The organism is Enterobacter sp. Ag1, from assembly GCA_000277545.1.
In the GTDB taxonomy this organism is placed as follows: Bacteria; Pseudomonadota; Gammaproteobacteria; order Enterobacterales; family Enterobacteriaceae; genus Cedecea.
On sequence record AKXM01000040.1, the window covers coordinates 71,899 to 96,098 of the forward strand.

Sequence of the window (24,200 nt, forward strand, 5' to 3'; positions counted from 1 at the left end):
ATTACCAATGAAGGCAAGAATGTTATTTATCTTATCAGTTTTGGCAGTGTCATTTAATGTCGATGCATTGACTCAATTCAAACCGGCTGTTTTAAATGCTGCTCTTTTGTTTGATCATAATCCAACTACCGGTCACGTAAAGCATAGTGTTCAGTCGATTAGAGATGAGCAAGGAAAACTTCTGGTGATGACGGAGGTTAAGTACGATCGCAGCGGGTGTTTCACTAATATCAATATGGTTGATATGGTCAATGGTCGAATTTTCCATGTAGTCAATAAAGATGGAGTACTAAGCTCTTTTGAAGGTCAGAGTATTACTGGAAAGGTTAATAAGAGCTGCGAAATAACTGAGCTTGAGAATGATCAGGGAAAATATACTCTCACTTATAATGTGCACGGTTTGCTTGAAAAAATGGTGGACAAAAATACGGGCAAAGTTGCAACGCTATATGAGTATCGCAATAGCCAATTCCCTGAGCGTATAAGAGATTACAATGAACCAAGAGACGATCGCTTTTTTTATCCATCAGGAAGCGCGCAATTCATGGACTCGGAGCTAGTATCAAAAAGTCAGTACTTCACCGTCAGGGTGAAGCAAAGCTGTACTTATACCGATGATGGTAATGCAGACAAATGCTCGATGATATCCTCTGTTAAGGATGATTATCACGGTGCAACACAGTTGTGGATGACTAGTCACGAAACAGAATACTTCTGATTCTAATAAAAATGGGTGAACCGATGCCAGAACTCAGGCGACTCAGTAATATCTGGTCGCCTGAACTCAACACATCCTTACCACATCAAATCATCAGGCACCACGAAGTCCGCATACGGATCGTCTTCGTCTTTGTCTTCCGGAGCCAGGTCGCTGCTCAGCACGATAAAGCTGGTGTCGCGCTGTTTAATTTTATCGGCAACGCCTGCGGGAATAATGGCGTATTCGCCTTCAGGATTTTTATCTGAAATCAGGCGGGCGATGGCCAGGCGGCCTTTAATCAACTGAGTCTGGGTTACTTTATCGACGTAGACTTTTTTAATTAAGTTATTGTCCGTGAAGTTATAGCCGATATCACCCTTCGAAATAACAATGCGGTTCATTTCGATCAGCTGCTTGATCTGCGCTTTATATTCTTTGGCTAAAGTGGCCTGCTTTTGCTGTTCGCTGAGTTCTTTATCGCGCTCAACCTGAGCCTGTTTGTTGGCTTCCACGGCTTCCCGAGCTTCACGAGCCTGCACGCGTGATTTCTTCGCGGTGCGCTGCACTTTAGCCACTTTTTTGCTGCTGACCAGGCCTGCTTTGAGCATCTGCTCTTGTAACGTAAGTTTTGTCATGTTCTTTTCGACGGCTGAGGGATCGTTGCAGGGATTATATCCTTAATGCTTCCGGTGATTCCATGCTGTGGATATGCAAAGCTCACCGCATTGATAGCAGAAGGTATTTTTAATGACGAGTCTGAAAGAAAGGCAGAGCAGAAAGGTGAAATCTAATGGCGTTCCCTGCAGGAATCGAACCTGCAACTAGCCCTTAGGAGGGGCTCGTTATATCCATTTAACTAAGGGAACGCGGCGGGCGTAGTATACCCGCTTTTCGAGGCAGGTTAAGGGGTTGGCGGTCCGTTTGCCTGGAAGATGAACAATTTACCCGTCACATTTTCCGCTCTTCGCTGAGTTTCGGCTCATTTCCTCCTGCTTCCGCTTCGCCTCGGCCTTCTTCTTATTGCTCATATCGTTGCGGATCTGCGCGTGGCTGATCAGCGCGAAAATGAACGTTCCGCCGCAGATATTCCCGGCTAAGGTGGGCAGGGCAAACGGCCAGAAGAACTCGCTCCAGTGCAGCGTACCGTTGAACACCAGATAAAGAATTTCGACCGAGCCGACCACGATATGGGTTAAATCACCCAGCGCAACCAGCCAGGTCATCAGCACGATAACAAAGATTTTTGCCGAGCCCGCGGCAGGGAACATCCACACCATGGTGGCGATAATCCAGCCGGAGATAATGGCATTGGCGAACATCTCACCGGGCGGGTTTGCCATCACCTTCATGCCGATATCGTCGAAGGCTTTGCGAGTGGCTTCGTCGAATATCGGCATAAATTCAAAGGCCAGCGCCGCCATCGCGGTGCCGACGATATTCCCGAACAGCACAATGCCCCACAGCCGCATCAGCAGCCCCAAATTGCTGGTGGTCGGGTGCTGCATCACCGGCAGCACGGCGGTGACGGTGTTTTCAGTAAACAGCTGCTGGCGCGCCATAATGACGATGATAAAGCCGAAGGTGTAGCCAAGATTTTCCAGCAGAAAATTGCCGGGCACGCCGACCAGGTTGACGTGAAAAATGCCTTTCGCCAGCAGCGAAGCCCCCATCGATAAACCCGCCGCCACGGCTGACCAGAACAACGCCATGCCGTCGCGCTCCAGCTCTTTTTGCCCGTCCTGGCGAATGTGCTCGTGAATCGCCATCGCGCCGGAGGGCAGGCGATCCTCGTCCACTTCTATTCTCTTGCCGCTCGATTTCTCATCGCTGTCCACTGCCAGCTCATCGGTCTTAGCTATTTCATCGGGCTCGATCTTGTCCATCAGGGCGGTTCCTGGTCGGAAAATGTTCACTTAAGCGTAGCGGTTTTTATCCCACGTTTTTGACGAATGGGAATAATCGCCCCAGATTTGATCTGAATAAGCCAATTAACCCTAATGGAGTAGCCGAAGGCGTCGGGGGTAACCTGAAGAAAACAGGGCGATATGATATGCTTAGCGTCACCCGAGACAAGGAGCGCCTCCTGATGCTAGAAGCCCGACAACTGACCTGCCAGCGTGACGATCGCACGCTGTTCAACGCGCTGTCGTTTAGCGTTGAGCCGGGAGAAATGGTGCAGGTGGCGGGCAAAAACGGCGCGGGGAAAACCACGCTGTTACGTATTCTGGCCGGACTGGCGCAGGCCGATGAGGGCGAAGTCTTCTGGCAAAATCAGCCACTTCGCCGCCAGCGCGATAATTTCCACGGTGACCTGTTGTGGATTGGCCATCAGCCGGGGATCAAATCCGTTCTCACCCCTTTTGAAAATCTCACCTTTTTTCATGCCGATGTTGCTGAAGAACAGCTGTGGGATGCGCTCGAGCAAACCGGGCTGCTCGGCTTCGAAGATTTATCCGTCAACCAGCTTTCCGCCGGGCAGCAGCGCCGCGCCGCGCTAGCTCGTCTGTGGCTTTCCACGGCAAAGCTTTGGCTTCTGGATGAACCGTTTACCGCCCTGGACGCCGCCGGCATTGAGCGCTTGACCCTGCGCCTGCAGCAGCACGCCGAAGCTGGCGGGATAGTTATTCTCACCAGCCATCAGCCGCTAAGTTGCGCTATACGGCAGATTCATTTGCAGGAAGCTGTTTATGATTAGGCGCATTTTCTGGCGCGAACTGCAGGTCGTGTTTCGTCGCGGGGCTGAAATCGCCAACCCGCTGTGGTTCTTCCTGATTGTGATAACCCTGTTTCCGCTCGGCATTGGCCCGGAGCCGCAGCTCCTGGTGCGCATTGCGCCGGGGGTTATCTGGGTGGCGGCTTTGCTGGCCTCTTTAATGGCGATGGACAGGCTGTTCCGGGATGACTTTCAGGACGGCTCGCTGGAACAGCTGATGCTGCTGCCGGTGCCTTTGCCGCTGGTGGTGCTGGCGAAAGTGACCGCTCACTGGGTTGTGACCGGGCTGCCGTTGTTATTGCTTTCACCGCTGGCGGCCCTGCTGCTCGGGCTGGATTTTTATGGCTGGCAGGTGATGGCCACCACGTTGTTGCTGGGAACGCCGACGCTGAGCTTTCTCGGCGCGCCCGGCGTGGGGTTAACGGTTGGTCTGAAGCGGGGCGGGGTGCTGCTCAGCCTGCTGGTGTTGCCGCTGACTATCCCGCTTTTAATTTTTGCCACCGCCGCGATGGATGCCGCCTCGATGCATCTGCCGGTGGAGGGCTATATGGCAATTCTTGGCGCGCTGCTGGCCGGCAGCGCCACGCTAAGCCCGTTCGCTACGGCGGCGGCGCTGCGGGTAAGCGTTGCATAACTTTATTTTTTGTTTTGTGAGCAAAACCTATGTGGAAAACATTACATCAGTTGGCTAAACCCGAGCGGCTTTACCACTTTTGTGGCCGCCTGCTGCCCTGGCTGGCTATCCTCAGCGCGGTGCTGCTGGTGGTCGGTTGCGTCTGGGGCTTTGGTATTGCCCCGGCGGACTACCAACAGGGGCAAAGCTACCGGATCATGTACCTTCACGTCCCGGCGGCGATGTGGTCGATGGGCATTTACGCCAGCATGGCGATTGCCGCCTTTATTGGCCTGGTGTGGCAGATAAAAACCGCCGATCTGGCGGTGATGGCGATGGCCCCCATCGGGGCGGCATTTACTTTTATCGCCCTGGTCACCGGCTCCGCCTGGGGGAAGCCAATGTGGGGCACATGGTGGATTTGGGACGCGAGGCTGACCTCCGAACTGGTGCTGCTGTTCCTCTACGTGGGGGCCATCGCGCTGTACAGCGCGTTTGACGATCGTCGTCTTGCAGGCCGTGCCGCCGGGATTCTGGTGCTGGTCGGCGTGGTGAACCTGCCGATTATTCACTTCTCGGTGGAGTGGTGGAACACGCTGCATCAGGGCTCGACCAATATGCAGCAGTCCATCGACCCTTCCATGCGTACGCCGCTGCGCTGGACTATCTTCGGCTTCCTCGCGCTGTTTATCACGCTCACCCTGATGCGCCTTCGTAACCTGCTGCTGTTACAGGAAAGCCGCCGTCCGTGGGTGTTAGCGCTTGCTAACGGCAAAGGAGCAAAATCATGACGTGGGCGTTCACACACTGGGGCGAGTTTTTCGCCATGGGCGGCTACGCCTTTTACGTCTGGCTGGCGGTGGCTTTTACGCTTCTGCCGCTGCTTGGGCTGATTTTTCATACCCGCTACCAGCACCGCGCCATTCTGCGGGCGGTGGCGCGCCAGCAGGCCAGAGAGCAGCGTATTCGTGTCGCTCGTCAGCGCCAGGAGGAAGTTTAAGTGAATCCGCGTCGTAAAAACCGGCTTTATCTGGCCGTGGCGGTGCTGGCCGGTCTTGGGCTGACAATAACGCTCGTGCTGTACGCCCTACGCAGCAATATCGACCTGTTTTATACCCCCGGCGAAATTATCTACGGCAAAGGCGAAAGTCATTTAATGCCGGAAACCGGGCAGCGCCTGAGGATCGGCGGCATGGTGATGCCGGGCAGCGTGAAGCGCGACAGCCAAAGCCTGAAGGTCAGCTTCAAGCTGTATGACGCGCGCGGTGTGGTGGACGTGACCTACGAGGGCATTCTGCCGGATCTGTTCCGCGAGGGGCAGGGCGTGGTTGCCCAGGGCGTGATGGAAGGTGCCACGCTTATTCACGCCAAAGAAGTGCTGGCGAAACACGATGAAAACTACACGCCGCCGGAGGTGAAAGCGGCGATGGAGCAAAATCACCAGCAGGCTCCGGAAGTGTATAAGGATAACGCCTCATGATGCCGGAAATCGGTGGGTTCCTGCTAAGCCTGGCGCTTGGTTGGTCTTTGCTATTAAGCGTTTATCCACTCTGGGGCGTGGCGCGCGGTGACAAGCGGCTGATGGCCTCCGCGCGGCCGTTTAGCTGGGCGCTGTTTATCACCCTTTGCGCATCATTCCTGATACTGGTTAACGCCTTCGTGGTGAACGACTTCAGCGTACTTTACGTCGCCAACAACTCGAATACCGAGCTGCCGGTCTGGTATCGCGTGGCGGCCACCTGGGGGGCGCACGAAGGGTCATTGATGCTGTGGGTGCTGATGATGAGCGGCTGGACGTTTGCCGTTGCTCTCACCGGGCGCAGCATGCCAAAAGAAGATCACGCCCGCGTGTTGGCTGTCATGGGGATGATTAACTTCGGCTTCCTGCTGTTTATTATTTTCACCTCCAATCCGTTTATCCGCACGCTGCCGGACTACCCGCTGGAAGGGCGAGATTTAAACCCGCTGCTACAGGACATCGGCCTGATTCTGCACCCGCCGCTGCTGTATATGGGGTATGTAGGTTTTTCTGTGGCGTTTGCTTTCTCGATTGCGGCGCTGCTGGGCGGCAGGCTGGACAGCGCCTGGGCGCGCTGGACTCGCCCGTGGACGCTGGCGGCCTGGGCTTTCCTGACCGTGGGGATTGTGCTGGGTTCGGCGTGGGCTTATTACGAACTGGGCTGGGGCGGCTGGTGGTTCTGGGACCCGGTAGAAAACGCCTCGTTTATGCCGTGGCTGGCGGGCACGGCGCTTATCCACTCGCTTTCCGTTACCGAAAAACGCGGCAGCTTTAAAGCCTGGACGGTGCTGCTGGCGATAAGCGCCTTCTCGCTTTGCCTGCTGGGGACGTTCCTGGTTCGCTCCGGCGTGCTGGTGTCGGTGCATTCCTTTGCGTCCGATCCGGCGCGCGGCATGTTTATTCTGGCTTTCCTGGTGGTCGTTATCGGCGGTTCGCTGCTGCTGTATGCGGTCAAAGGCAGCAAAGTCCGCTCCCGCGTGAGCAACGATCTCTGGTCGCGCGAGTCTTTCCTGCTCGGCAACAACGTCCTGCTAATTGCCGCCATGCTGGTGGTTCTGCTGGGCACGCTGCTGCCGCTGGTGCATAAACAGCTTGGCCTCGGCAGCATTTCCATCGGGGAGCCGTTCTTCAATACGATGTTTACTGCGTTGATGGCCCCGTTTGCGCTGATGCTCGGCATTGGGCCGCTGGTTCGCTGGCGGCGCGACGAGCCGGGCAAGCTGCGCAAACATCTGCTGGCGGCGGTGGTTATCACGCTGATTCTGTCGCTGCTTTTACCGTGGCTGATGCAGGATAGCGTAGAGGCAATGACGGTGGTCGGCCTGCTGATGGCCGTCTGGGTCTTTGTGCTGGCGCTGATGGAGGTTTATCAACGCGCCACGCATCGCCACGGCTTCTGGGATGGGTTACGCAAAATTCCTGCCAGCCACTGGGGGATGGTTTCCGCGCATTTGGGCCTGGCGGTGACGGTGGTTGGCATCGCCTTTAGCCAGAGCTACAGCGTCGAGCGCGATGTGCGCATGAAGTCCGGCGACAGCATTGATATTCATCAGTACCACTTTGTGTTCCGGGAAGTGCGGGACATCACCGGCCCTAACTACCGCGGTGGTGTGGGCGTGATTGACGTCACCCGCCACGGCAAGCCGGAAGCCACGCTGCACGCCGAAAAGCGTTTCTATAACAGCAATCGGGCGATGATGACCGAGGCGGCCATCGACGGCGGTTTCACCCGTGACCTTTATGCCGCGCTGGGCGAAGAGCTGGACGATGGCAGCTGGGCGGTGCGCCTGTATTACAAACCTTTCGTGCGCTGGATTTGGGCGGGCGGGCTGCTGATGGCCCTCGGCGGGCTTTGCTGCCTGTGTGACCCGCGTTATCGCAGCCGTAAAGTTAAGCCGGAGGCCGCAGCATGAAGCGCCGCTATCTTTTTATTCCGCTGGCGCTGTTTCTGCTGCTGGCCTCGCTGCTGCTCTGGCAACTGGCGCGCAATGCCCAGGGCGAAGCGCCCACGGATCTGGAGTCGGCATTGATTGGTAAACCGGTGCCGGTGTTCCGCCTGGAATCCCTCGATGAGCCGGGTAAAGAGTGGGGGCGGGAAGTGCTGGCGGACGGCAAGCCGCTGCTGCTGAATGTCTGGGCGACCTGGTGCCCAACCTGCCGCGCCGAGCACAAGTTTCTTAACGGGCTTGCCGCGCAGGGCGTCCGCGTCGTCGGCATGAACTATAAAGACGATCGCCATAAAGCGATTACCTGGCTGCGCGATCTCGGGAACCCGTACAGGCTAAGCCTGTTTGACGGCAACGGCATGCTGGGGCTGGATCTCGGCGTGTACGGCGCGCCGGAAACCTTCCTGATCGACGGCAAGGGGATCATCCGCTACCGCCACGCGGGCGATCTGAACGATCGCGTCTGGCAGCAGGAGCTGAAGCCGCTTTGGGAGAAATACAGCCAGGAGACGGGCTCATGATGCGCGCAATGTTCTTTTTGCTCGGGATGCTGTTTAGCCTAAATGCGGCGGCGGCCATTGATACCTTCACCTTTAAAGATGAAGCGCAGGAGCAGCAGTTCCGCCAGCTAACCGAGGCGCTGCGCTGCCCGAAATGCCAGAACAACAGTATTGCGGATTCCAACGCAATGATTGCCTCAGACATGAAGCTTAAAGTCTACGAGCTGATGCAGCAGGGCAAAAGCAAGCAACAGATTGTGGACTATATGGTGGAGCGTTACGGCCATTTTGTGACCTATGAGCCGCCGCTGACGCCGGCCACGGTGATCCTCTGGGTGTTGCCGGGGCTGTTTATTGTCGGTGGTGCGGCGGTGATTGTCTTGCGCAGCCGCAGGCGGCAAAAGATTTTGCTCACGGAAGAAAATCCGGCGCTGAACGGCGGGATAACCTCAGGGAAAATCTCGCTGTGGGTCTTTTTGCCGGGGGGCGTGCTGCTGCTGGCGGTCAGCGCTGGCAGTTATCTGAAAACGTCCGGGCTGGCGCAGGTGCAGGCCTGGCGGCAGGCGACGGCCGAGACGCCAGCGTTGTTAAAACGTGTTCTTGACCCGCAGGCCGCGCCGCTGACTATGGAAGAGATGGCGCGTCTTGGGTTAGGATTACGCACGCGATTGCAGCAACAGCCTGATAATCTTGAAGGCTGGATGATGCTTGGGCGCATTGGCATGGTGCTGAATAACGCCACAACGGCGACACAGGCTTTTGCTCACGCCTATAAACTTGCGCCCACAAACGGCGAAGCAAAGCTGGGCTATGCTGAAGTATTGACCCGCTCTGCCGACGCTCAGGATAACCAGCTTGGTGGGCTTCTGCTCCGCGAAATGTTAAAAGATGATCACACGAATATTCGCGTGCTCAGCCTGCTGGCGTTCAATGCTTTTGAGCGCCAGAACTACCGTGAGGCGATTGGGGCGTGGGACATGATGCTGAAAATTTTACCGGCAAACGACCAGCGCCGCGCCGTCATTGAGCGCAGCATCGATCAGGCGAGGGCCCAGCTTGAACCGGGCACCACTGAAAGCGCAGACAAACAATAATAGGGAGACGCTAATGAATTTCCGCCTGACCGGACTTGCTCTGGCAACAACGGTATTAGTGGGATGTGCCAGTTCTGGTAGCCAGCAGCCTCAGGGGCGTTCGGACCCGCTCGAAGGGTTCAACCGTTCAATGTTCAACTTCAACTACAACGTGCTGGACCCGTATGTATTACGTCCGGTGGCCGTAGCGTGGCGTGACTATGTGCCGGTGCCCGCGCGCAACGGCCTGAGCAACTTCACCAGCAACCTCGAAGAGCCCGCCACGATGGTGAACTACTTCGTGCAGGGCGACCCGTATCAGGGGATGGTGCACTTTACGCGCTTCTTCCTGAACACCCTGCTGGGGATGGGGGGCTTCATCGACGTGGCCGGGATGGCTAACCCTAAACTTCAGCGCGTCGAGCCTCACCGCTTCGGCAGCACGCTGGGCCATTACGACGTAGGCTACGGTCCTTATGTGATGTTACCGGGCTATGGCAGCTTCACGCTGCGCGAAGACGGCGGTGATTTTGTCGATACGCTGTATCCGGTGCTTTCCTGGCTGACCTGGCCGATGTCCATCGGTAAATGGGCGGTCGAAGGTGTCGAAACGCGCGCCCAGTTGCTGGATTCCGACGGCCTGCTGCGCCAGTCAGCCGATCCTTATATCACCGTGCGTGAAGCCTACTTCCAGCGCCATGACTTCCTGGCTAACGGCGGCCAGCTTAAGCCAGAGGCGAACCCGAACGCGGCGGCTATTCAGGATGACCTGAAAGATATCGACTCCCAGTAAGTGCTACCTGGATGTGAAAAAGCGAACATTGATGTTCGCTTTTTTATTGTCATAACACTGACATAAAATGACACATCTTTACTCGCCAGCATTTTGTGTTGGTATGTTATAAAATAACAATCCAAAAATACTGCGCAACTCTTGCGCACCTCACGCTTAAAACATCATGCCACCTACCCGGTTACCCGAAGCTGAACTGCTGCCTCAGGCGCTGCCCGCTCGCTATTCGCTGGCCGGCGCGCAGGCCCGACTCGCCGCGCGTGCGGTGTTCGCCTTAACCTTCTTGCTGTTTATGATGCTCCTGCTGGCGCTGACGGTCAGTATCCTGGAGCCAGCTTCCCGCTGGGTCGCTTTACTCTGCAGCAATGCCGCAGCGCTTTTGTTATTGGTTGTTTCGCTGCACGCGACGCAGCGTATTTGCCAGTGGCGAAGCTTTAAGTTTTCCCCACCGATTGAGCCTTCGGTTCAGGAGGAAGAAGCGCCCAAGAATCCTCTTTTAAGCTGGCTTACGGGCCTGGTGCCGTTAAATTTTGCCCGGGCTGAAGCTTTGTTTAAGGCAGAAGGCATCTGGTCCGGGGCGCTTGCCGCGCTGGCGTTCTATATTGCGTTTTCTGGCTGGAGTAGCCGCTACGTTCCCCTGCTGGACAATAATAACCGCTGGATAGCTGTAGCGTGCCTGGCAGGATCCGTCTTTGTGCTGCTGGTGGCCGAACGGCATCTCAGTGCGGTATCGAAAGAAGCTTCCCCGGAAGCCGGGTCGATAGCGCCGCTGCTGCGCCTGGTGATGGCGGTACAGGTACTGAGTTTACCGGGACTTGTCTGGCCACAGCTCAACAGTGCACTGGCGATAAACTTGCCCGCTGCGCTGGTACTGTTGGTTGCCGTCGAGTTTATGCTGCGCGGGCTGTTTTCTCTGTTCGCACCCCCCGGAGACGGCACGACAGAGCCCAGGCTTATCCCCAAAAGCCAACTGGCCGCCCAGCTAACCTGGCCGCCGCGCCCGCTCGGGTTTTTACAGCAGGAGCTGCACCAGCGGTTTGGCATCGATCTTCGCCAGGTCTGGGCCTTCAGCGTCCTGAAGCGCGCGTTTATCCCGATGGTGACCCTGATGGTGATCTGCGGCTGGTTGTTGACCGGGCTGCAGCAAATCTCAGCCACCGAACGCGGCGTGTATGAGCGCTTTGGCCGCTCTGTGGCGGTGCTGGAGCCGGGGCTGCATCTGGGGCTGCCCTGGCCGTTTGGTCGGGTGCAGTTGACCGAAAATGGGCAGGTGCATGAGCTGGCTGCCGGGGAAGATCCAGCCAGCCAACCTCCTGTAAAACGCGCCGATGCTGAAGGCCCCGCGCCCGCCAGCGCCGACAGGCTTTGGGATGCCACCCACAACTTCGACAAAGCACAAATTATCGCCAGCCAGAGCGGGGATCGGCAAAGCCTACAGATCGTTAACAGCGACGTGCGCTTTATGTGGCGTATTGGCTTGACTGATAACGCCGCGCTGGCGGCAACCTACCGGGCAGTGAACCTGTCTGATCTGGTGCGCAGCACGGCAAATGAGGTGTTGGTACATCAGTTCTCGTCTTTAACGCTGGATGATGTCCTGAGCGAGCGGCGTGACGACCTGGCCGGGCAGATTAACCAGGCCGTGCAGCAGCAACTGGATAACCTGCACAGCGGCGTGGAAATCCTTTCTACCGTCGTGGAGGCGATTCATCCGCCTGCCGGGGCGGCCGACGCTTTTCATGGTGTACAGGCCGCGCAGATTGCCGCGCAGTCGCTGATTCTGAGAGAGCAGGGAAGTGCGGCAGAAAAAGCCGCGATTGCCGCGACCAATGCTGCAGTGCGCGAAAACACGGCGCAGGTTAATGCTACCGAAGCGCTAAGCGAAGCTCAGGCAACGGCCACCCGCTTTGCCGCGCAGAAGAATGCTTACCAGCAGGCAGGGCAGGTCTTTATCGACGAGCTTTGGTTTAAACAGCTTCAGCAGGCCCTCAGCGGCCGCCCATTATTGGTCATTGACCAGCGAATTGGTGCCGGTTCGCCGCCCACGCTCGATCTGCGTGATTTCCCTACTTCTACCGATGCGGCGCGGCGTGACGCGCCCGCTAAACCCGCACAGGAGCTTTCCCGGTGAGCCATTCCCACTCTCATGGACATCATGATCACCACCACGGCCACGGCTGCAGTCATGGCTACTCTTCCGCCCCGGAAGGGGGTAAAAAAGGCGCCTGGAAGCGTATTACCGCCGCCGTTTTTTTGGTCGTTATTCTGCTTGCGGCTGCGAGCCTGGTGCAGGTGAGATCCGGTGAATCACTGGTGATCACCCGTTTCGGCAAACCCGTCCGCGTGCTGCTGGAGCCGGGGCTTGCCTGGCGGCTGCCTGCCCCTTTTGAAACGGCAACGGTGGTGGATCTGCGCCTGCGGACGACGTCCAGCGGGCTGCAGGATGTCGGCACGCGCGATGGCCTGCGGATCATCGTTCAGTCCTACGCGGTATGGGAAGTGGACAGCACGCCTGAACACGTGCAGCGGTTTATGCGGGCGGTGCAAAACCAGCCGGATGAAGCGGCCCGGCAAATTCGCACCTACTTAGGCTCAGCGCTGGAAACCACCGCCAGCGGCTTCACGCTTTCTCAACTGGTGAACACCGACGGCAAGCAGGTTCAGCTGGCGGAGTTTGAATCGCATCTTCAACAGCAAATCAGCCAGCCGCTGCTGCAAAGTTACGGCATCAGGCTGGTGCAGATGGGCACCGAACGCCTGACGTTGCCGGCCGTGACGCTCAACGCCACGGTTGACCGTATGCGAGCAGAGCGTGAAACCATTGCGATTGAGCGCACGGCGGAAGGTAAGCGCGCTGCGGCAGAGATTCGTTCCGCCGCCGATCGCGATGCTCGCATCACCGAAGCTCAGGCCTCAGTGAAAGCGGCGGATATCGAAGCCCAGGCCCAGGTACAAACGGCGTCCATCTACGGTAAAGCTTATGCCAGCGCCCCGCAGCTTTATAGCCTGCTGCGCCAGATTGACGCGCTTAGCGGCATGGTGAATGCGCAAACCCGACTGGTGCTGCGTACCGATGCCAAACCGTTCAGCCTGCTAGTTGACGGGCCGCAAATGGATAAAGCGGCGGATAAAAAACCATGACTGAACGGCAAAAACTTGAGCCCGGTGGGCCGTGGACGCAGTCGATTCGGCTGGCGTTTATCGCGATCTTTGTGCTGACGCTGTTTGCCGCCGGGGCGTGGTTGCTGTCGAATGTCCGGCAAATTCCGCCGGGCAGCAGGGCCGTGGTGCTGCGCTTCGGCGCTGAGCAGCGCGTGGCCGAGCCTGGCTTGCTGCTTGCCTGGCCCGCGCCGGTAAATGAAGTAGTGATGGTGCCAGGACCGGATCGGGTGATTGAACACCGGGTGACCGCGCTGCTGCGCTCGTCCGAAGCGCAAAGCCTGGATATCAACGGTGGCCCCGGCAATGATGCTGTTTCGGGCTCTGGTTTCTTGCTCACCGGTGATGCGGGCGTTGTGCAACTGGATATTAGCGTATTTTATCGGGTCAGAACGCCAACTGCTTACGTCTTACAGGACAAGCATGTCCTGCCGCTGCTGGACCGGCTGGTCGAGCGCGCGGCGGTCGCGGTTTGTGCTTCCCGCGATCTGGATACCATTCTGGTTGCCCGGCCCGAAATGCCCGGCAACGATATGAACGTGGCGCAGCAGCGCGAACAGCTGCGGAGCGACGTGCAGCGGAATATCGAACAGAATTTGCTGCGGCTTCAGCAGTCGGGGAGCGATGCGGGGATTACTCTTGAGCGGGTGACCGTGCAGTCTGCTTTACCGCTGACGACCGTGGCGGCATTCAATGCGGTCTTAACCGCCAGCCAGCAGGCCTCGAAAGCGATCGCGACGGCGCAAAGCGATGCCTCATTAACGCGGCAAAAGGCGGTTCAACAGGCCGACCAGATGCTGCAAACTGCCCAGGCAAAAGCGCAGGAGAGCGTGGCGAAGGCGCAGTCGGACACGGCGACAATTGCCCGTCTGGCCAGCAACCATGACGATCCTGATTTGCTGGGACGTATTTATCGCCAGCGAATAGCCGGGATCCTGTCCCAGGCCGGGTCGGTAATCACCGTGTCGCCGCAGGATGATGCGCATTTGATCCTACAGGGTGTAGCGCAACAAGAGGCGACGAAACCATGACTTCTTCTGTACAAGCCGGTGGGGCACTGACCCGCCAGGAGCAGCGGCATATTACCCGCCAGTTGATGCTGGCGCTGGTGGCCAGCGGGGCGCTGATTCTGGGGCTGCTTTGGCGGTGGCTGGCACCTCAGCAGGTTGCCGTCGGCGATTTACTTTTGGGCGCTGCCTCGGTTGTTGTGGCTGTTCCGGTGCTGCGCCACGCGCTGCATAGCCTGCGCTACCCCAGCCTGCACGGATTGACCGACCAGCTTATCGCGCTGGCATTGCTGGGTGCCTGGGCGACCGGGGATCTTCTGACCGCCGCGCTGCTGCCGCTGATCATGATCGTCGGGCATATTCTCGAAGAGCGCAGCGTGATTGGGTCGCAGGAAGCTATTGCCGCGCTGAGCAAACTCACGCGCAGCCGGGCGCGGCGCTTAAGCGCGGACGGTGAATTACAGGATATTGACAACCACGATCTCGAACCCGGCGATGTGGTCGAGGTTCGTGCCGGGGACCATATTCCTGCCGACGGCCTGGTGCTGGAAGGCAAAGCCAGCCTGGACACGGCACCGATTACCGGGGAGTCCGTACCGCAGGAAGTTGTGCCGGGTGCGGAAGTTTTTGGCGGGGCGATAAATCTGGATGGTCTGCTGCGCATCCGGGTTACGCGTACCGGAGAGACCTCGACGCTGGGGCGCGTGATCGCCCTGATGCAAAGCGCGGAACAGGCAAGCCCGCCGATAACGCGTTTGCTCGAGCGCCACGCGGCGCGTTATTTGCTTTTGGTGCTGATGATTGCCGCCAGCACCTGGTTCCTGACGCAGGATGCCCAGGCGATGCTGGCCGTCTTGGTGGCAGCCTGTCCCTGCGCGCTGGTGCTTTCCGCCCCGGCATCATCTATTGCCGGGCTGACGGTGGCCGCCCGCCACGGCATTTTAATTCGCGGCGCGGCCTTTCTTGAGGAGCTGGCGGAGATCAACGCCGTGGTGGTCGACAAGACCGGTACGCTAACCCACGGCAGGCTACACCTGCAGGCCGTGGCGCCTTATGGCGATACCGATCCCACTTTGCTGCAAACCCTGGCGGCCAGCCTGGGCGCGACCAGCAATCACCCGGTCAGCCGCGCGGTAAGCGAGATTGTTTCGCGGGAAGCCTGGCTGCCTCTCGAAAATGTGCGTGAGCATCAGGGGCTAGGCGTTTCCGCCTCTACACCGCAGGGAGAAGCGGTGCTTGGCAGGCGTGAGCTGTTAGCCTCCACTTTGACCGTCTTACCTGCAGCCCCTGAGCACGATGGCCCGATTGTCGGGCTGGCGCTGGATGGCCGTTTTCTTGGCTGGCTGCTGCTGGCCGATAGTCTGCGAAGTGAGGCGGCAACGGCGATGGCCGAGCTGCGCGATCTTGGGCTAAACCGACAGCTTTTACTGACCGGCGATCGCCAGTCGGTTGCGGACAAAATTGCGCACCAGGTGGGGATCGCTGACGTAGTGGCCGGGGCGCTGCCCGCGGATAAGCTGACGCAGGTGAAACGGCAAATCGACAGCGGCTACCGGCCTATGGTTATCGGCGATGGCATCAACGATTCGCTGGCACTAAAGGCTGGCGTGGTGGGCGTGGCAATGGGGGCCGGTGGGTCCGACATCGCGATGTCTTCGGCGGATATTGTCTTGATTGGCAGCGATCTTCGCCGGCTGGGCACCTGCGTGCGCCTGAGCCGCCGCTGCCGTCGGACTTTGCAGGTCAACGTGTTTATCGGCCTGGGCTGGACGCTGGCCATTGTCGCGATGGCGGCTTTTGGCTGGCTTGGCGCTTCTGGCGCAGTTATTGCTGCGCTGTTGCATAATCTCAGCACGCTGCTGGTGCTCGGCAATGCGGGAAGATTACTGCGGTTTGAAGAGAAGCTAAACGAGCAGGCATAAAAAAAGCGCCTTCTGATGAAGGCGCTTTACTTTTCGGGGCAGTAACTTAGAACGCGTAGTTGAAGTTAGCGCCGTACAGCCAGGCTTTACCTTCTGATTTGAAGGTGTATGGGCCTTCTTCGATATTGACTTTCTGACCGTGCATGTAGGAAACGCCTACGTCCACAGACGCGTCTTTGTTAAACGCATAGGTGGTACCGGCGCTCAGCCACAGGCGATCCTGGTCCGGAATGGAGATAGAACGCTTGTTAGCCGGCACCGGGCTGTCATCGAACGCGATACCGGTACGGAACGTCCAGTTGTCGTCCATGTAGTAGGTGGTACCCAGCGCGATGCGGTAAGCATCTTTGAAGCCTTCATCTTTATAGAACAGCGTCTGGCCGTTGCTGCCGGTTGCCTTCAGCTCCTGGAACTGGCTCCAGCTGGTGTAGGTCAGACTATAGTGAACGGCCCATTTAGGCGCCACTTTGTTATAGCCGGACAGTTCCCACATTTCTGGCAGGTGTAGACTCAGAGAGCCAGGAACGGTTGCACCGTTGGTTCCGGAAGGCAGACCAAAGTTAGACAGCAGCGGGTTAAACGCCGCAGGTAAACTGCTCTTATAGTCACCGTCAAAGTCGACTTTGACTTCTGAACGGTAGGTAAAGCCGTAGCGGTTGTTTTTATCAATTTCATAAAGAATACCGGCGTTCCAGCCGAAGCCCCATTTATCACCCTTCAGGTGGGCAATCTGAGTATCGGCGGGCAGTGTCCCGATAGCCTGGCGTTGAGCTGGAGTCAGTGGAGACGCAGGGTTGCCAGCAATCAACTGCGGCAGGTCGCCTGCGTAACGCTCAATCTTCGCTTTAGCATAAACCGCGTCGAAACCGAGGCCGAAGCTCCAGTTGCTGTTCAGGCGGTAGGCGCCGCTCAGGTTCAGGTTCAGGGTCGTCAGGTCGGTGGTACCGCCCATCGAGCCTGCTGCGTAGCTGTCATTATATTCGGTGGCCAGGCCGTAGTTGGAGGTGACGGACGCACCCCAGCCAAACTGGTCGTTGATCGGCGCCACAAAGTGCAGGTTAGGGACCCATGCGGTTGGCGCGATGTTTTTCGCATCCAGGCTTTTGCCTGACGGCGAACGGCCGGAAATATCAACGTCCGGGTCAACGAAGATAGCACCAGCGGAGAAAGAAGGGCGATCGAACATCATGATGGTAGCGGGGTTGCGGCTTGCTGAACCCGCATTATCCGCAACTGCACCTTCCCCCGAATACGCTCGGCCAAGGCCAGAGGAAGAGAACTCGTTTAATTGAAAGCCGGCGGCGTACGCCTGGGAGGAGACTATTGCCACTGCAACCGCGAGGGCTGACTTTGTAAACAGGTTTTTCTGGCTCATGACCAAAACCTCATTGATTTATTTTTATGCAAACAATGTTACATACCGTAACAGGAGCGCGAATAGTAGGGACTGATCGGGTACAGAGAAATCAGACCAGTGGCGAGAGTATAGGTCTGACCAGCGAGGATGTTGCAAGTTTGTTTCTAAAGTTTTTCATGTTTGATCTTGAAAACGGGATCTGAGTGGCAAAATTGGGGGGAACTTCTCATCAAAGCGGGGATGTTATTTGTTTTAGATCATTTTTAAGTGTGATTTCCGTCACTTGTCGGTTTTGTGAGGATTATCAACTGGAGCAGATGCAACGGCGGGCGTAAAATAGCCACAATTATTTTAACCATTCTCCTTTTTTAAGCCGCATTACAGAGGAAAGCGTGATGAGTAAAAATACCGCCGATGAAACCCCGGTTTGCTGCTGCATTGATGTCGGTTCCATTATCGACAACACAGATTGCATCGCCTCCTACAGCCGTGTATTTACTAGCAAAACAGAAGCCGATGAAGTGCTGGCTGCGTTAACGGCTAAAGCCCGTGACGTTGAGTCTGAACCTTGCCAGATTACACCGCGCTACACCGAAGTCGCCGACGGCGTGCAGCTGGATATCGATTTCCAGTTTAGCTGCCAGGCTGAAACGATGATCTTCCAGCTCGGCCTGCGTTAAGTTCCCGCTCTCTAATTCCCCCGTGTAAAGCGGGGGCGTTCATTTCGTTATGTAATAATTCGTGTCGCTTCTCCCATTTTTCTCGCCCGCTGGTTGGCTGGATGTGAATTTTTAGTTAAGACTGTGATCAGGTCAGACCACTTTTTGTCTGTATTCACTTTTTTTAGCAGGGGAGCGTTATGAGTCAGGCACTGCCGTTGATTACCCGCCAGGGCGATCGTATTGCCATTGTCAGTGGTTTACGCACGCCGTTTGCCCGTCAGGCCACGGCTTTTCATGGTATTCCCGCCGTCGATCTCGGCAATATGGTGGTGAGCGAGCTAATGGCCCGCAGCGAAGTACCGCCCGAGGCGATTGAGCAACTGGTCTTTGGCCAGGTGGTACAAATGCCGGAAGCGCCAAACATTGCCCGTGAAATCGTGCTGGCGACCGGCATGAGCGTCCATACCGATGCCTACAGCGTCAGCCGTGCCTGCGCCACAAGTTTCCAGGCCGTTGCAAACGTAGCCGAAAGTTTGATGGCTGGTACCATTCGCGCCGGGATTGCAGGTGGCGCAGATTCCTCTTCAGTGCTGCCTATTGGCGTCAGCAAAAAGCTGGGCCGCACGCTGGTGGACGTGAACAAAGCGCGCACGCTCGGGCAGCGGCTGAAACTGTTTTCCAAATTACGTCCTCGCGATCTTTTGCCAGTTCCTCCCGCCGTGGCTGAATATTCTACCGGTCTGCGTATGGGGGATACCGCTGAGCAGATGGCGAAAACTCACGGCATCACTCGCGAACAGCAGGACGCGCTGGCACATCGTTCCCACGAGCGTGCCGCCCAGGCCTGGCAGGAAGGAAAGCTGGCCGATGAAGTGATGACGGCGTTTATTCCTCCCTATCGTCAGCCGTTCGCTGAAGATAACAACGTGCGTAAAGGCTCCAGCCTCGCCGATTATGCAAAACTCCGTCCGGCGTTTGACCGCAAGCACGGCACCGTGACCGCGGCTAACAGTACGCCGCTGACGGACGGCGCTGCGGCCGTGATCCTGATGACCGAATCCCGGGCAAAAGAGCTTGGCCTCAAGCCGCTCGGTTTCCTGCGCAGCTACGCGTTCACCGCCATTGATGTCTGGCAGGATATGCTGCTTGGCCCGGCGTGGGCGACGCCGCTGGCGCTTGAGCGCGCGGGCATTACGCTGAATGATTTGACCCTGTTTGATATGCACGAAGCCTTTGCCGCGCAGACATTAGCCAACCTGAAAATGCTTTCCAGTGAAAACTTTGCCCGCAATGTGCTGGGCCGGGCTCACGCCACGGGCGAAGTCGATGACGCGAAATTTAACGTGCTGGGAGGGTCGATCGCCTACGGGCATCCGTTTGCGGCGACGGGCGCAAGGATGATTACCCAGACGCTGCATGAACTGCGTCGCCGCGGGGGAGGCTTTGGCCTCGTTACCGCGTGTGCGGCCGGTGGGCTTGGTGCGGCAATGGTTCTGGAGGTGGAGTGATGGCACAGCAAGGCGCATTCGATTTATACATCCGACTGGATAACGTTGCCGTAGTGACCATCGACGTTCCGGGCGAAAAAATGAATACCCTGAAGGCCGAATTTGGGGCGCAGGTACACAGCATTATTAAAAAGCTGCGCGACAACCCGAGCGTGCAGGGGCTGGTATTTATCTCCGGCAAACCGGACAACTTTATCGCCGGGGCCGACATCAACATGATAGGCGGCTGCAAAACGGCTGCAGAATCGCAAGAGCTGGCGAGGCAGGGGCAGCAGATCATGGCAGAAATCGCCGCGCTGCCGATCCCGGTGGTGGCCGCGATTCACGGCGCCTGCCTGGGTGGTGGCCTGGAGATGGCGCTTGCCTGTCACGTTCGCATTTGCACCGATTCACCTAAAACGCTGCTTGGCCTGCCGGAAGTGCAACTGGGCCTGCTGCCGGGTTCGGGCGGCACTCAGCGTTTACCTCGCCTGATAGGCGTCAGCAATGCGCTGGACATGATTTTGACCGGCAAGCAGCTGCGCCCGCGTCAGGCCCTGAAGCTGGGGCTGGTGGATGACGTGGTGCCCGAATCTATTTTGCTTGAGGCCGCTGTTGAGCTGGCGCTTAAAGGGCGGAAACCTTCGCGTGAACTGCCGGTAAAAGAACGCGTACTCGCCGGGCCGCTGGGGCGCTCGCTCTTGTTCAGCATGGTCAGCAAGAAGACCGAAGAGAAGACGCAGGGCAATTACCCGGCAACGGGCCGCATTATCCAGGTTATCCGCACCGGGCTGGAGCAAGGGAGCAAAAGCGGCTATGAGGCCGAAGCCAAAGCGTTTGGTGAGCTGGCCATGTCTCCCGAATCTGCCGCTTTGCGCGGCCTGTTCTTTGCCAGTACGGAGTTGAAAAAAGAGTATGGCGGTGAAGCAAAACCCGGCAAACTAAATTCTGTCGGCGTGCTGGGGGGGGGATTAATGGGCGGCGGGATCGCCTATGTGACGGCCACCAAAGGCAAGCTTCCGGTGCGCATTAAGGACATTAACAACGAAGGCATTAACCACGCGCTGAAATACAGCTGGGATCTGCTGGAGAAGAAAGTCCGTCGCCGCCATATGAAGCCTGCTGAGCGCCAGCGCGAACTGGCACGTATCTCCGGTGGAACCGATTACCACGGCTTTAGCCAGAGAGATATTGTGGTGGAAGCCGTGTTTGAAGATCTGGCGCTGAAGCAAAAAATGGTGGCTGAGGTTGAACAGTATGCCGCACCGCACACCGTTTTTGCCTCGAATACTTCTTCGCTGCCGATTGCCGATATTGCCGCTCAGGCAGCGCGCCCGCAGCAGGTTATTGGCCTGCATTTCTTCAGCCCTGTAGACAAAATGCCGCTGGTCGAAGTGATTCCTCATGCAGGGACTAGCGCGGAAACCATTTCCACGACCGTGCAGCTGGCGAAAAAACAGGGCAAAACACCGATTGTGGTAGGCGACAGCGCCGGGTTTTACGTCAATCGCATTCTTGCGCCTTATGTTAATGAAGCGCTGCGCTGCCTCACGGAAGGTGAGCCGATCGAGCGCATTGACGATGCGCTGGTGAAGTTCGGTTTCCCGGTGGGGCCGGTACAATTGCTGGATGAGGTTGGGATAGACGTCGGCACGAAGATTATCCCGATTCTGCAGCAGGCTTTCGGCGATCGCTTTGCCGCGCCTGATACCGTGGATGCAATCTTGAAGGACGATCGCAAAGGAAGAAAAAATGGTCGCGGTTTCTATCTTTATCCTGCAAAAGGGCGTAAAAGCAAGAAACAGCCTGACACAGCGATTTACACGCTATTAGGCGTGACGCCGAACGGGCGTCAGACCCCGGAACACATCGCCGAGCGCTGCGTCATGATGATGCTCAACGAGGCCGCTCGCTGCCTCGATGAGGGTGTGGTCAGAAGCGCACGTGATGGCGATATTGGCGGCGTTTTCGGCATTGGTTTTCCGCCGTTTTTAGGCGGGCCGTTCAGGTATATGGACAGCCTGGGGGCCGCCGATGTGGTGGCAAAATTACAGCGTTTAGCGAGCCAGTACGGGGAGCGGTTCAGCCCCTGTGAAAGGCTGATTATTATGGCTGAACAACACCTTAGTTTCTGGCCCGCGTTGACGTCGCAGCCGGTGACCGAGCTTGACGAAGCGCTGAGCTAAAACCGGTAAATGTACGCTGCAAGGTCATTTTGTAAACAGATATTGACTATACTTGCAGCATTGAGGTAAAAGACAGCGTTTCATTCGATGTACGGATAAGGCACAATGCCCGGCTGCCGTGAACCCCACTTTTTCAGCGTGCGGGTTCAGGCGTTCCTGGTTAACAAAAGCGGTGCAATATGCAAGTTTTTATCATGCGTCACGGCGACGCAGCACTCGACGCTGCCAGCGACTCGGTTCGTCCCTTAACCCAATGTGGGTGTGATGAATCCCGTCTGATGGCGACCTGGTTAACGGGTCAAGTGGCAAGTATCGAACGTGTTCTGGTGAGCCCTTACCTGCGAGCTGAACAGACCCTGGACGTGGTGCGGGAAGCGCTGAACCTCCCGGAAAAAGAAGACATCCTGCCAGAGCTGCGGCCCTGCGGTGATGTAGGCCTGGTGGGGGATTACCTGCTGGCGCTGGCAAGTCAAGGTGTTGAATCTGCGCTGGTGGTTTCCCACCTGCCGCTCGTGGGTTATCTGGTTTCCGAGCTTTGCCCGGAAGAGGCTCCGCCGATGTTTACGACTTCGGCCATTGCCAACGTCACGCTGGACCCGGATTCCGGTAAAGGTGTGTTTAACTGGCAGATGAGCCCCTGCAACTTCAAGGTGGCTAAGGCTATCTGATTGCTGTGAGCATGAAAAAAAGAGTCGCGAATGCGGCTCTTTTTGCTTTTAAGGTGCTCAGGATTTTCCCCCTCACCCTAACCCTCTCCCCAAAGGGGCGAGGGGACTGCTCCCGATCGTTTTCCCCCTCTCCCTCTGGGAGAGGGCCGGGGTGAGGGGAATCCCTTGCGCTGAGCTTATGGCAGCTCCGGCGGCTGCCACTCTTCAATTTCTATTAACACCAGCAGCGCGGCATCGCCGCCGTACTCTTTCGGCGCCTGATGAAACGCCACAATATGCGGATGCTGCGCCAGCCAGAGCGGCGTTTGCTGCTTTAGGACGTGTTTACCGTGGCCGTGCATCACGCAGGCACAAAAAACGTGCTCGCGGCGGCAGGCGGCAATCAGCGCGCCCAGCTCCTGTTTGGCCTGAAGCTGGGTCAGACCGTGCAAATCAAGAAATAGCTCCGGAGAATAATCCCCGCGACGCAGTTTCTTCAGTTCAAAATGACTCACGCCTTCGCGCACGTAGCGCATTGGCCCTTCGGTCGCCAGGCGTGGCTGAAACTCATCGGAAAAATAGTGGCTGGCATCGGCCTGCTCCTGCAGCAGACGCTTCACGGGCACTTCCGTTATTTTCTTGCGCACCGGGCGGTGGACAATCGTGTCCTGAGCCAGTTTTTTCGTGCCGCCCATCAGGCCGCGAAACAGCGCCTCATCTTCGGAACTGAGCGGTGATTTTTTTTTCATGTTTCTCTCATCTCGCATTCGCTTTGCGGCCAGTTTACCTGCTTTACCCGGCAGCAATAAAGAAAACGCAAATTTCGCGGCCTCCCGGCGTCGATGGATGCTGATTTGTCGCCTCCTTCATGGCAAACTAACCGATTATTATTGAACTAGCGTGAGTCGCCTGCGGAGGGCACGTGGATAAAATTTTCGTCGATGAGGCAGTAAACGAGCTGCATACCATTCAGGACATGCTGCGCTGGTCGGTCAGCCGCTTTAGCGCCGCCAACATCTGGTATGGGCACGGCACCGACAATCCATGGGATGAAGCCGTTCAGCTGGTTCTGCCAAGTCTGTACCTGCCGCTGGATATTCCTGAAGACATGCGCACCGCGCGTCTGACCCCAAGCGAGCGTCACCGCATCGTCGAACGCGTGATTCGCCGCGTCAACGAACGTATTCCGGTTGCCTACCTGACCAATAAAGCCTGGTTCTGCGGCCACGAGTTCTACGTGGACGAACGTGTACTGGTGCCGCGCTCGCCGATTGGAGAGCTGATTAACAACCGCTTTGCCGGGATGATCGACCACGAGCCGCAGCACATTCTGGATATGTGCACCGGCAGCGGCTGCATCGGGATTGCCTGCGCCTATGAATTCCCGAATGCGGAAGTGGATATTGTTGATATTTCCCCTGACGCTATCGCCGTGGCCGAGCAGAACATTGCCGAGCACGGCCTGGACCACAACGTCACGCCGATTCGCTCTGACCTGTTCCGCGACCTGCCTAAAGTGCAGTACGACGTGATTGTGACGAACCCGCCGTATGTTGATGAAGAAGACATGGCGGATCTGCCGGGCGAATACCACTTCGAACCTGAGCTGGGCCTGGCGGCCGGCAGCGATGGTCTAAAGCTGGCTCGTCGTATTCTTGGCTGCGCGCCGGATTACCTGGCCGACGGCGGGATCCTGATTTGTGAAGTGGGGAACAGCATGGTACACCTGATGGAGCAGTACCCGGAGGTGCCGTTCACCTGGCTTGAGTTCGACAACGGCGGCGACGGCGTATTTATGCTGACTAAAGCGCAGCTGATTGACGCTCGCGAGTATTTCAGTATCTACAAAGATTAATTGCCGAACGTAGACGAGCCTTCGGGCTCGTTTTACTTCCCGCGCACAACACAATAACTAG

At 57.3% G+C, this 24,200-nt stretch carries 23 protein-coding genes and 1 tRNA gene; 19 read left to right on the forward strand and 5 right to left on the reverse strand.

The genetic code is table 11. From position 1 onward, the window contains the following. Positions 1-7 precede the first annotated feature (7 nt). Positions 8-718 (forward strand): YnfC family lipoprotein, encoded by a 711-nt coding sequence (locus tag A936_RS16155; RefSeq protein WP_008459656.1) that lies wholly within the window; start codon positions 8-10, stop codon positions 716-718. Between the two features lie 77 nt (positions 719-795). Here the strand turns inward: A936_RS16155 and A936_RS16160 are convergent, their stop codons facing one another. The 3 genes from A936_RS16160 to A936_RS16170 all read right to left on the reverse strand — a co-directional run bounded on the left by A936_RS16160 (position 796) and on the right by A936_RS16170 (position 2,583). Continuing rightward, on the reverse strand, positions 796-1,335 hold the full coding sequence (locus A936_RS16160) for a DUF2058 domain-containing protein (protein ID WP_008459657.1): 540 nt from the start codon (positions 1,333-1,335) through the stop codon (positions 796-798). A 156-nt stretch (positions 1,336-1,491) separates the two neighbouring features. Then, a tRNA-Arg gene (locus tag A936_RS16165) sits at positions 1,492-1,566 on the reverse strand. A 75-nt stretch (positions 1,567-1,641) separates the two neighbouring features. Continuing rightward, positions 1,642-2,583, reverse strand: a complete 942-nt coding sequence (locus A936_RS16170) for a formate/nitrite transporter family protein (protein WP_008459658.1) — start codon at positions 2,581-2,583, stop codon at positions 1,642-1,644. A 203-nt stretch (positions 2,584-2,786) separates the two neighbouring features. Between A936_RS16170 and ccmA the strand changes: the two genes are divergently transcribed. The 13 genes from ccmA to A936_RS16235 all read left to right on the forward strand — a co-directional run bounded on the left by ccmA (position 2,787) and on the right by A936_RS16235 (position 15,945). After that, positions 2,787-3,395, forward strand: a complete 609-nt coding sequence (gene ccmA, locus A936_RS16175) for a cytochrome c biogenesis heme-transporting ATPase CcmA (RefSeq protein WP_008459660.1) — start codon at positions 2,787-2,789, stop codon at positions 3,393-3,395. Beyond that, the gene (ccmB, locus tag A936_RS16180; RefSeq protein ID WP_008459662.1) at positions 3,388-4,047 is read left to right on the forward strand and encodes a heme exporter protein CcmB; all 660 of its coding nucleotides are present in this window, start codon (positions 3,388-3,390) and stop codon (positions 4,045-4,047) included. The genes ccmA and ccmB overlap by 8 nt, the downstream gene beginning before the upstream one ends. Before the next feature lie 29 nt (positions 4,048-4,076). Continuing rightward, positions 4,077-4,817 carry a heme ABC transporter permease gene (locus A936_RS16185; RefSeq protein WP_008459663.1) on the forward strand — a complete coding sequence of 247 codons (741 nt, stop codon included), beginning with the start codon at positions 4,077-4,079 and terminating at the stop codon, positions 4,815-4,817. Beyond that, on the forward strand, positions 4,814-5,026 hold the full coding sequence (gene ccmD, locus A936_RS16190; RefSeq protein WP_008459664.1) for a heme exporter protein CcmD: 213 nt from the start codon (positions 4,814-4,816) through the stop codon (positions 5,024-5,026). Before A936_RS16185 ends, ccmD begins: the two co-directional genes overlap by 4 nt. Next, positions 5,027-5,506: a cytochrome c maturation protein CcmE gene (ccmE, locus tag A936_RS16195; RefSeq protein WP_008459665.1), complete on the forward strand. Its 480-nt coding sequence runs from the start codon at positions 5,027-5,029 to the stop codon at positions 5,504-5,506. It begins immediately after the preceding gene. Further along, positions 5,503-7,458, forward strand: coding sequence for a heme lyase CcmF/NrfE family subunit (locus A936_RS16200; RefSeq protein ID WP_008459666.1), 1,956 nt, complete (start codon positions 5,503-5,505; stop codon positions 7,456-7,458). The genes ccmE and A936_RS16200 overlap by 4 nt, the downstream gene beginning before the upstream one ends. Further along, positions 7,455-8,012 (forward strand): DsbE family thiol:disulfide interchange protein, encoded by a 558-nt coding sequence (locus A936_RS16205; protein ID WP_008459667.1) that lies wholly within the window; start codon positions 7,455-7,457, stop codon positions 8,010-8,012. The genes A936_RS16200 and A936_RS16205 overlap by 4 nt, the downstream gene beginning before the upstream one ends. Before the next feature lie 8 nt (positions 8,013-8,020). After that, the gene (locus A936_RS16210) at positions 8,021-9,085 is read left to right on the forward strand and encodes a cytochrome c-type biogenesis protein CcmH (protein WP_192810978.1); all 1,065 of its coding nucleotides are present in this window, start codon (positions 8,021-8,023) and stop codon (positions 9,083-9,085) included. Positions 9,086-9,098: 13 nt separating this feature from the next. Beyond that, the gene (mlaA, locus tag A936_RS16215) at positions 9,099-9,857 is read left to right on the forward strand and encodes a phospholipid-binding lipoprotein MlaA (RefSeq protein ID WP_008459669.1); all 759 of its coding nucleotides are present in this window, start codon (positions 9,099-9,101) and stop codon (positions 9,855-9,857) included. A 166-nt stretch (positions 9,858-10,023) separates the two neighbouring features. Next, on the forward strand, positions 10,024-11,988 hold the full coding sequence (hflK, locus tag A936_RS16220; protein WP_008459670.1) for a protease modulator HflK: 1,965 nt from the start codon (positions 10,024-10,026) through the stop codon (positions 11,986-11,988). Beyond that, a complete protein-coding gene (gene hflC / locus A936_RS16225) occupies positions 11,985-12,998 on the forward strand; it encodes a protease modulator HflC (protein ID WP_008459672.1) in 1,014 nt (337 codons plus the stop codon). The genes hflK (A936_RS16220) and hflC overlap by 4 nt, the downstream gene beginning before the upstream one ends. Continuing rightward, the gene (hflK, locus tag A936_RS16230; protein WP_008459674.1) at positions 12,995-14,047 is read left to right on the forward strand and encodes a protease modulator HflK; all 1,053 of its coding nucleotides are present in this window, start codon (positions 12,995-12,997) and stop codon (positions 14,045-14,047) included. The genes hflC and hflK (A936_RS16230) overlap by 4 nt, the downstream gene beginning before the upstream one ends. Beyond that, positions 14,044-15,945: a heavy metal translocating P-type ATPase gene (locus A936_RS16235; protein ID WP_008459676.1), complete on the forward strand. Its 1,902-nt coding sequence runs from the start codon at positions 14,044-14,046 to the stop codon at positions 15,943-15,945. The genes hflK (A936_RS16230) and A936_RS16235 overlap by 4 nt, the downstream gene beginning before the upstream one ends. A gap of 46 nt (positions 15,946-15,991) precedes the next feature. On the opposite strand, the gene fadL is transcribed toward A936_RS16235, so the two are convergent. After that, positions 15,992-17,320 carry a long-chain fatty acid transporter FadL gene (fadL, locus tag A936_RS16240; RefSeq protein ID WP_008459677.1) on the reverse strand — a complete coding sequence of 443 codons (1,329 nt, stop codon included), beginning with the start codon at positions 17,318-17,320 and terminating at the stop codon, positions 15,992-15,994. 377 nt (positions 17,321-17,697) lie between these two features. On the opposite strand from fadL, the gene A936_RS16245 reads away from it, so the two are divergent. The 4 genes from A936_RS16245 (at position 17,698) to sixA (ending at position 22,305) form a co-directional block, all read left to right on the forward strand. Further along, positions 17,698-17,982: a YfcZ/YiiS family protein gene (locus tag A936_RS16245; protein ID WP_008459678.1), complete on the forward strand. Its 285-nt coding sequence runs from the start codon at positions 17,698-17,700 to the stop codon at positions 17,980-17,982. A gap of 179 nt (positions 17,983-18,161) precedes the next feature. Beyond that, the gene (gene fadI / locus A936_RS16250; protein WP_008459679.1) at positions 18,162-19,472 is read left to right on the forward strand and encodes an acetyl-CoA C-acyltransferase FadI; all 1,311 of its coding nucleotides are present in this window, start codon (positions 18,162-18,164) and stop codon (positions 19,470-19,472) included. Next, positions 19,472-21,637: a fatty acid oxidation complex subunit alpha FadJ gene (gene fadJ, locus A936_RS16255; protein WP_008459680.1), complete on the forward strand. Its 2,166-nt coding sequence runs from the start codon at positions 19,472-19,474 to the stop codon at positions 21,635-21,637. The genes fadI and fadJ overlap by 1 nt, the downstream gene beginning before the upstream one ends. 179 nt (positions 21,638-21,816) lie before the next feature. Further along, positions 21,817-22,305, forward strand: coding sequence for a phosphohistidine phosphatase SixA (sixA, locus tag A936_RS16260; protein ID WP_008459681.1), 489 nt, complete (start codon positions 21,817-21,819; stop codon positions 22,303-22,305). Between the two features lie 176 nt (positions 22,306-22,481). Here sixA and smrB read toward each other — a convergent pair whose 3' ends face one another. Then, complete coding sequence (gene smrB, locus A936_RS16265) at positions 22,482-23,033, reverse strand: endonuclease SmrB (RefSeq protein ID WP_008459682.1); 552 nt, start codon at positions 23,031-23,033, stop codon at positions 22,482-22,484. 173 nt (positions 23,034-23,206) lie between these two features. Between smrB and prmB the strand changes: the two genes are divergently transcribed. Further along, positions 23,207-24,139, forward strand: coding sequence for a 50S ribosomal protein L3 N(5)-glutamine methyltransferase (gene prmB / locus A936_RS16270; protein ID WP_008459683.1), 933 nt, complete (start codon positions 23,207-23,209; stop codon positions 24,137-24,139). Positions 24,140-24,200: the final 61 nt, after the last annotated feature.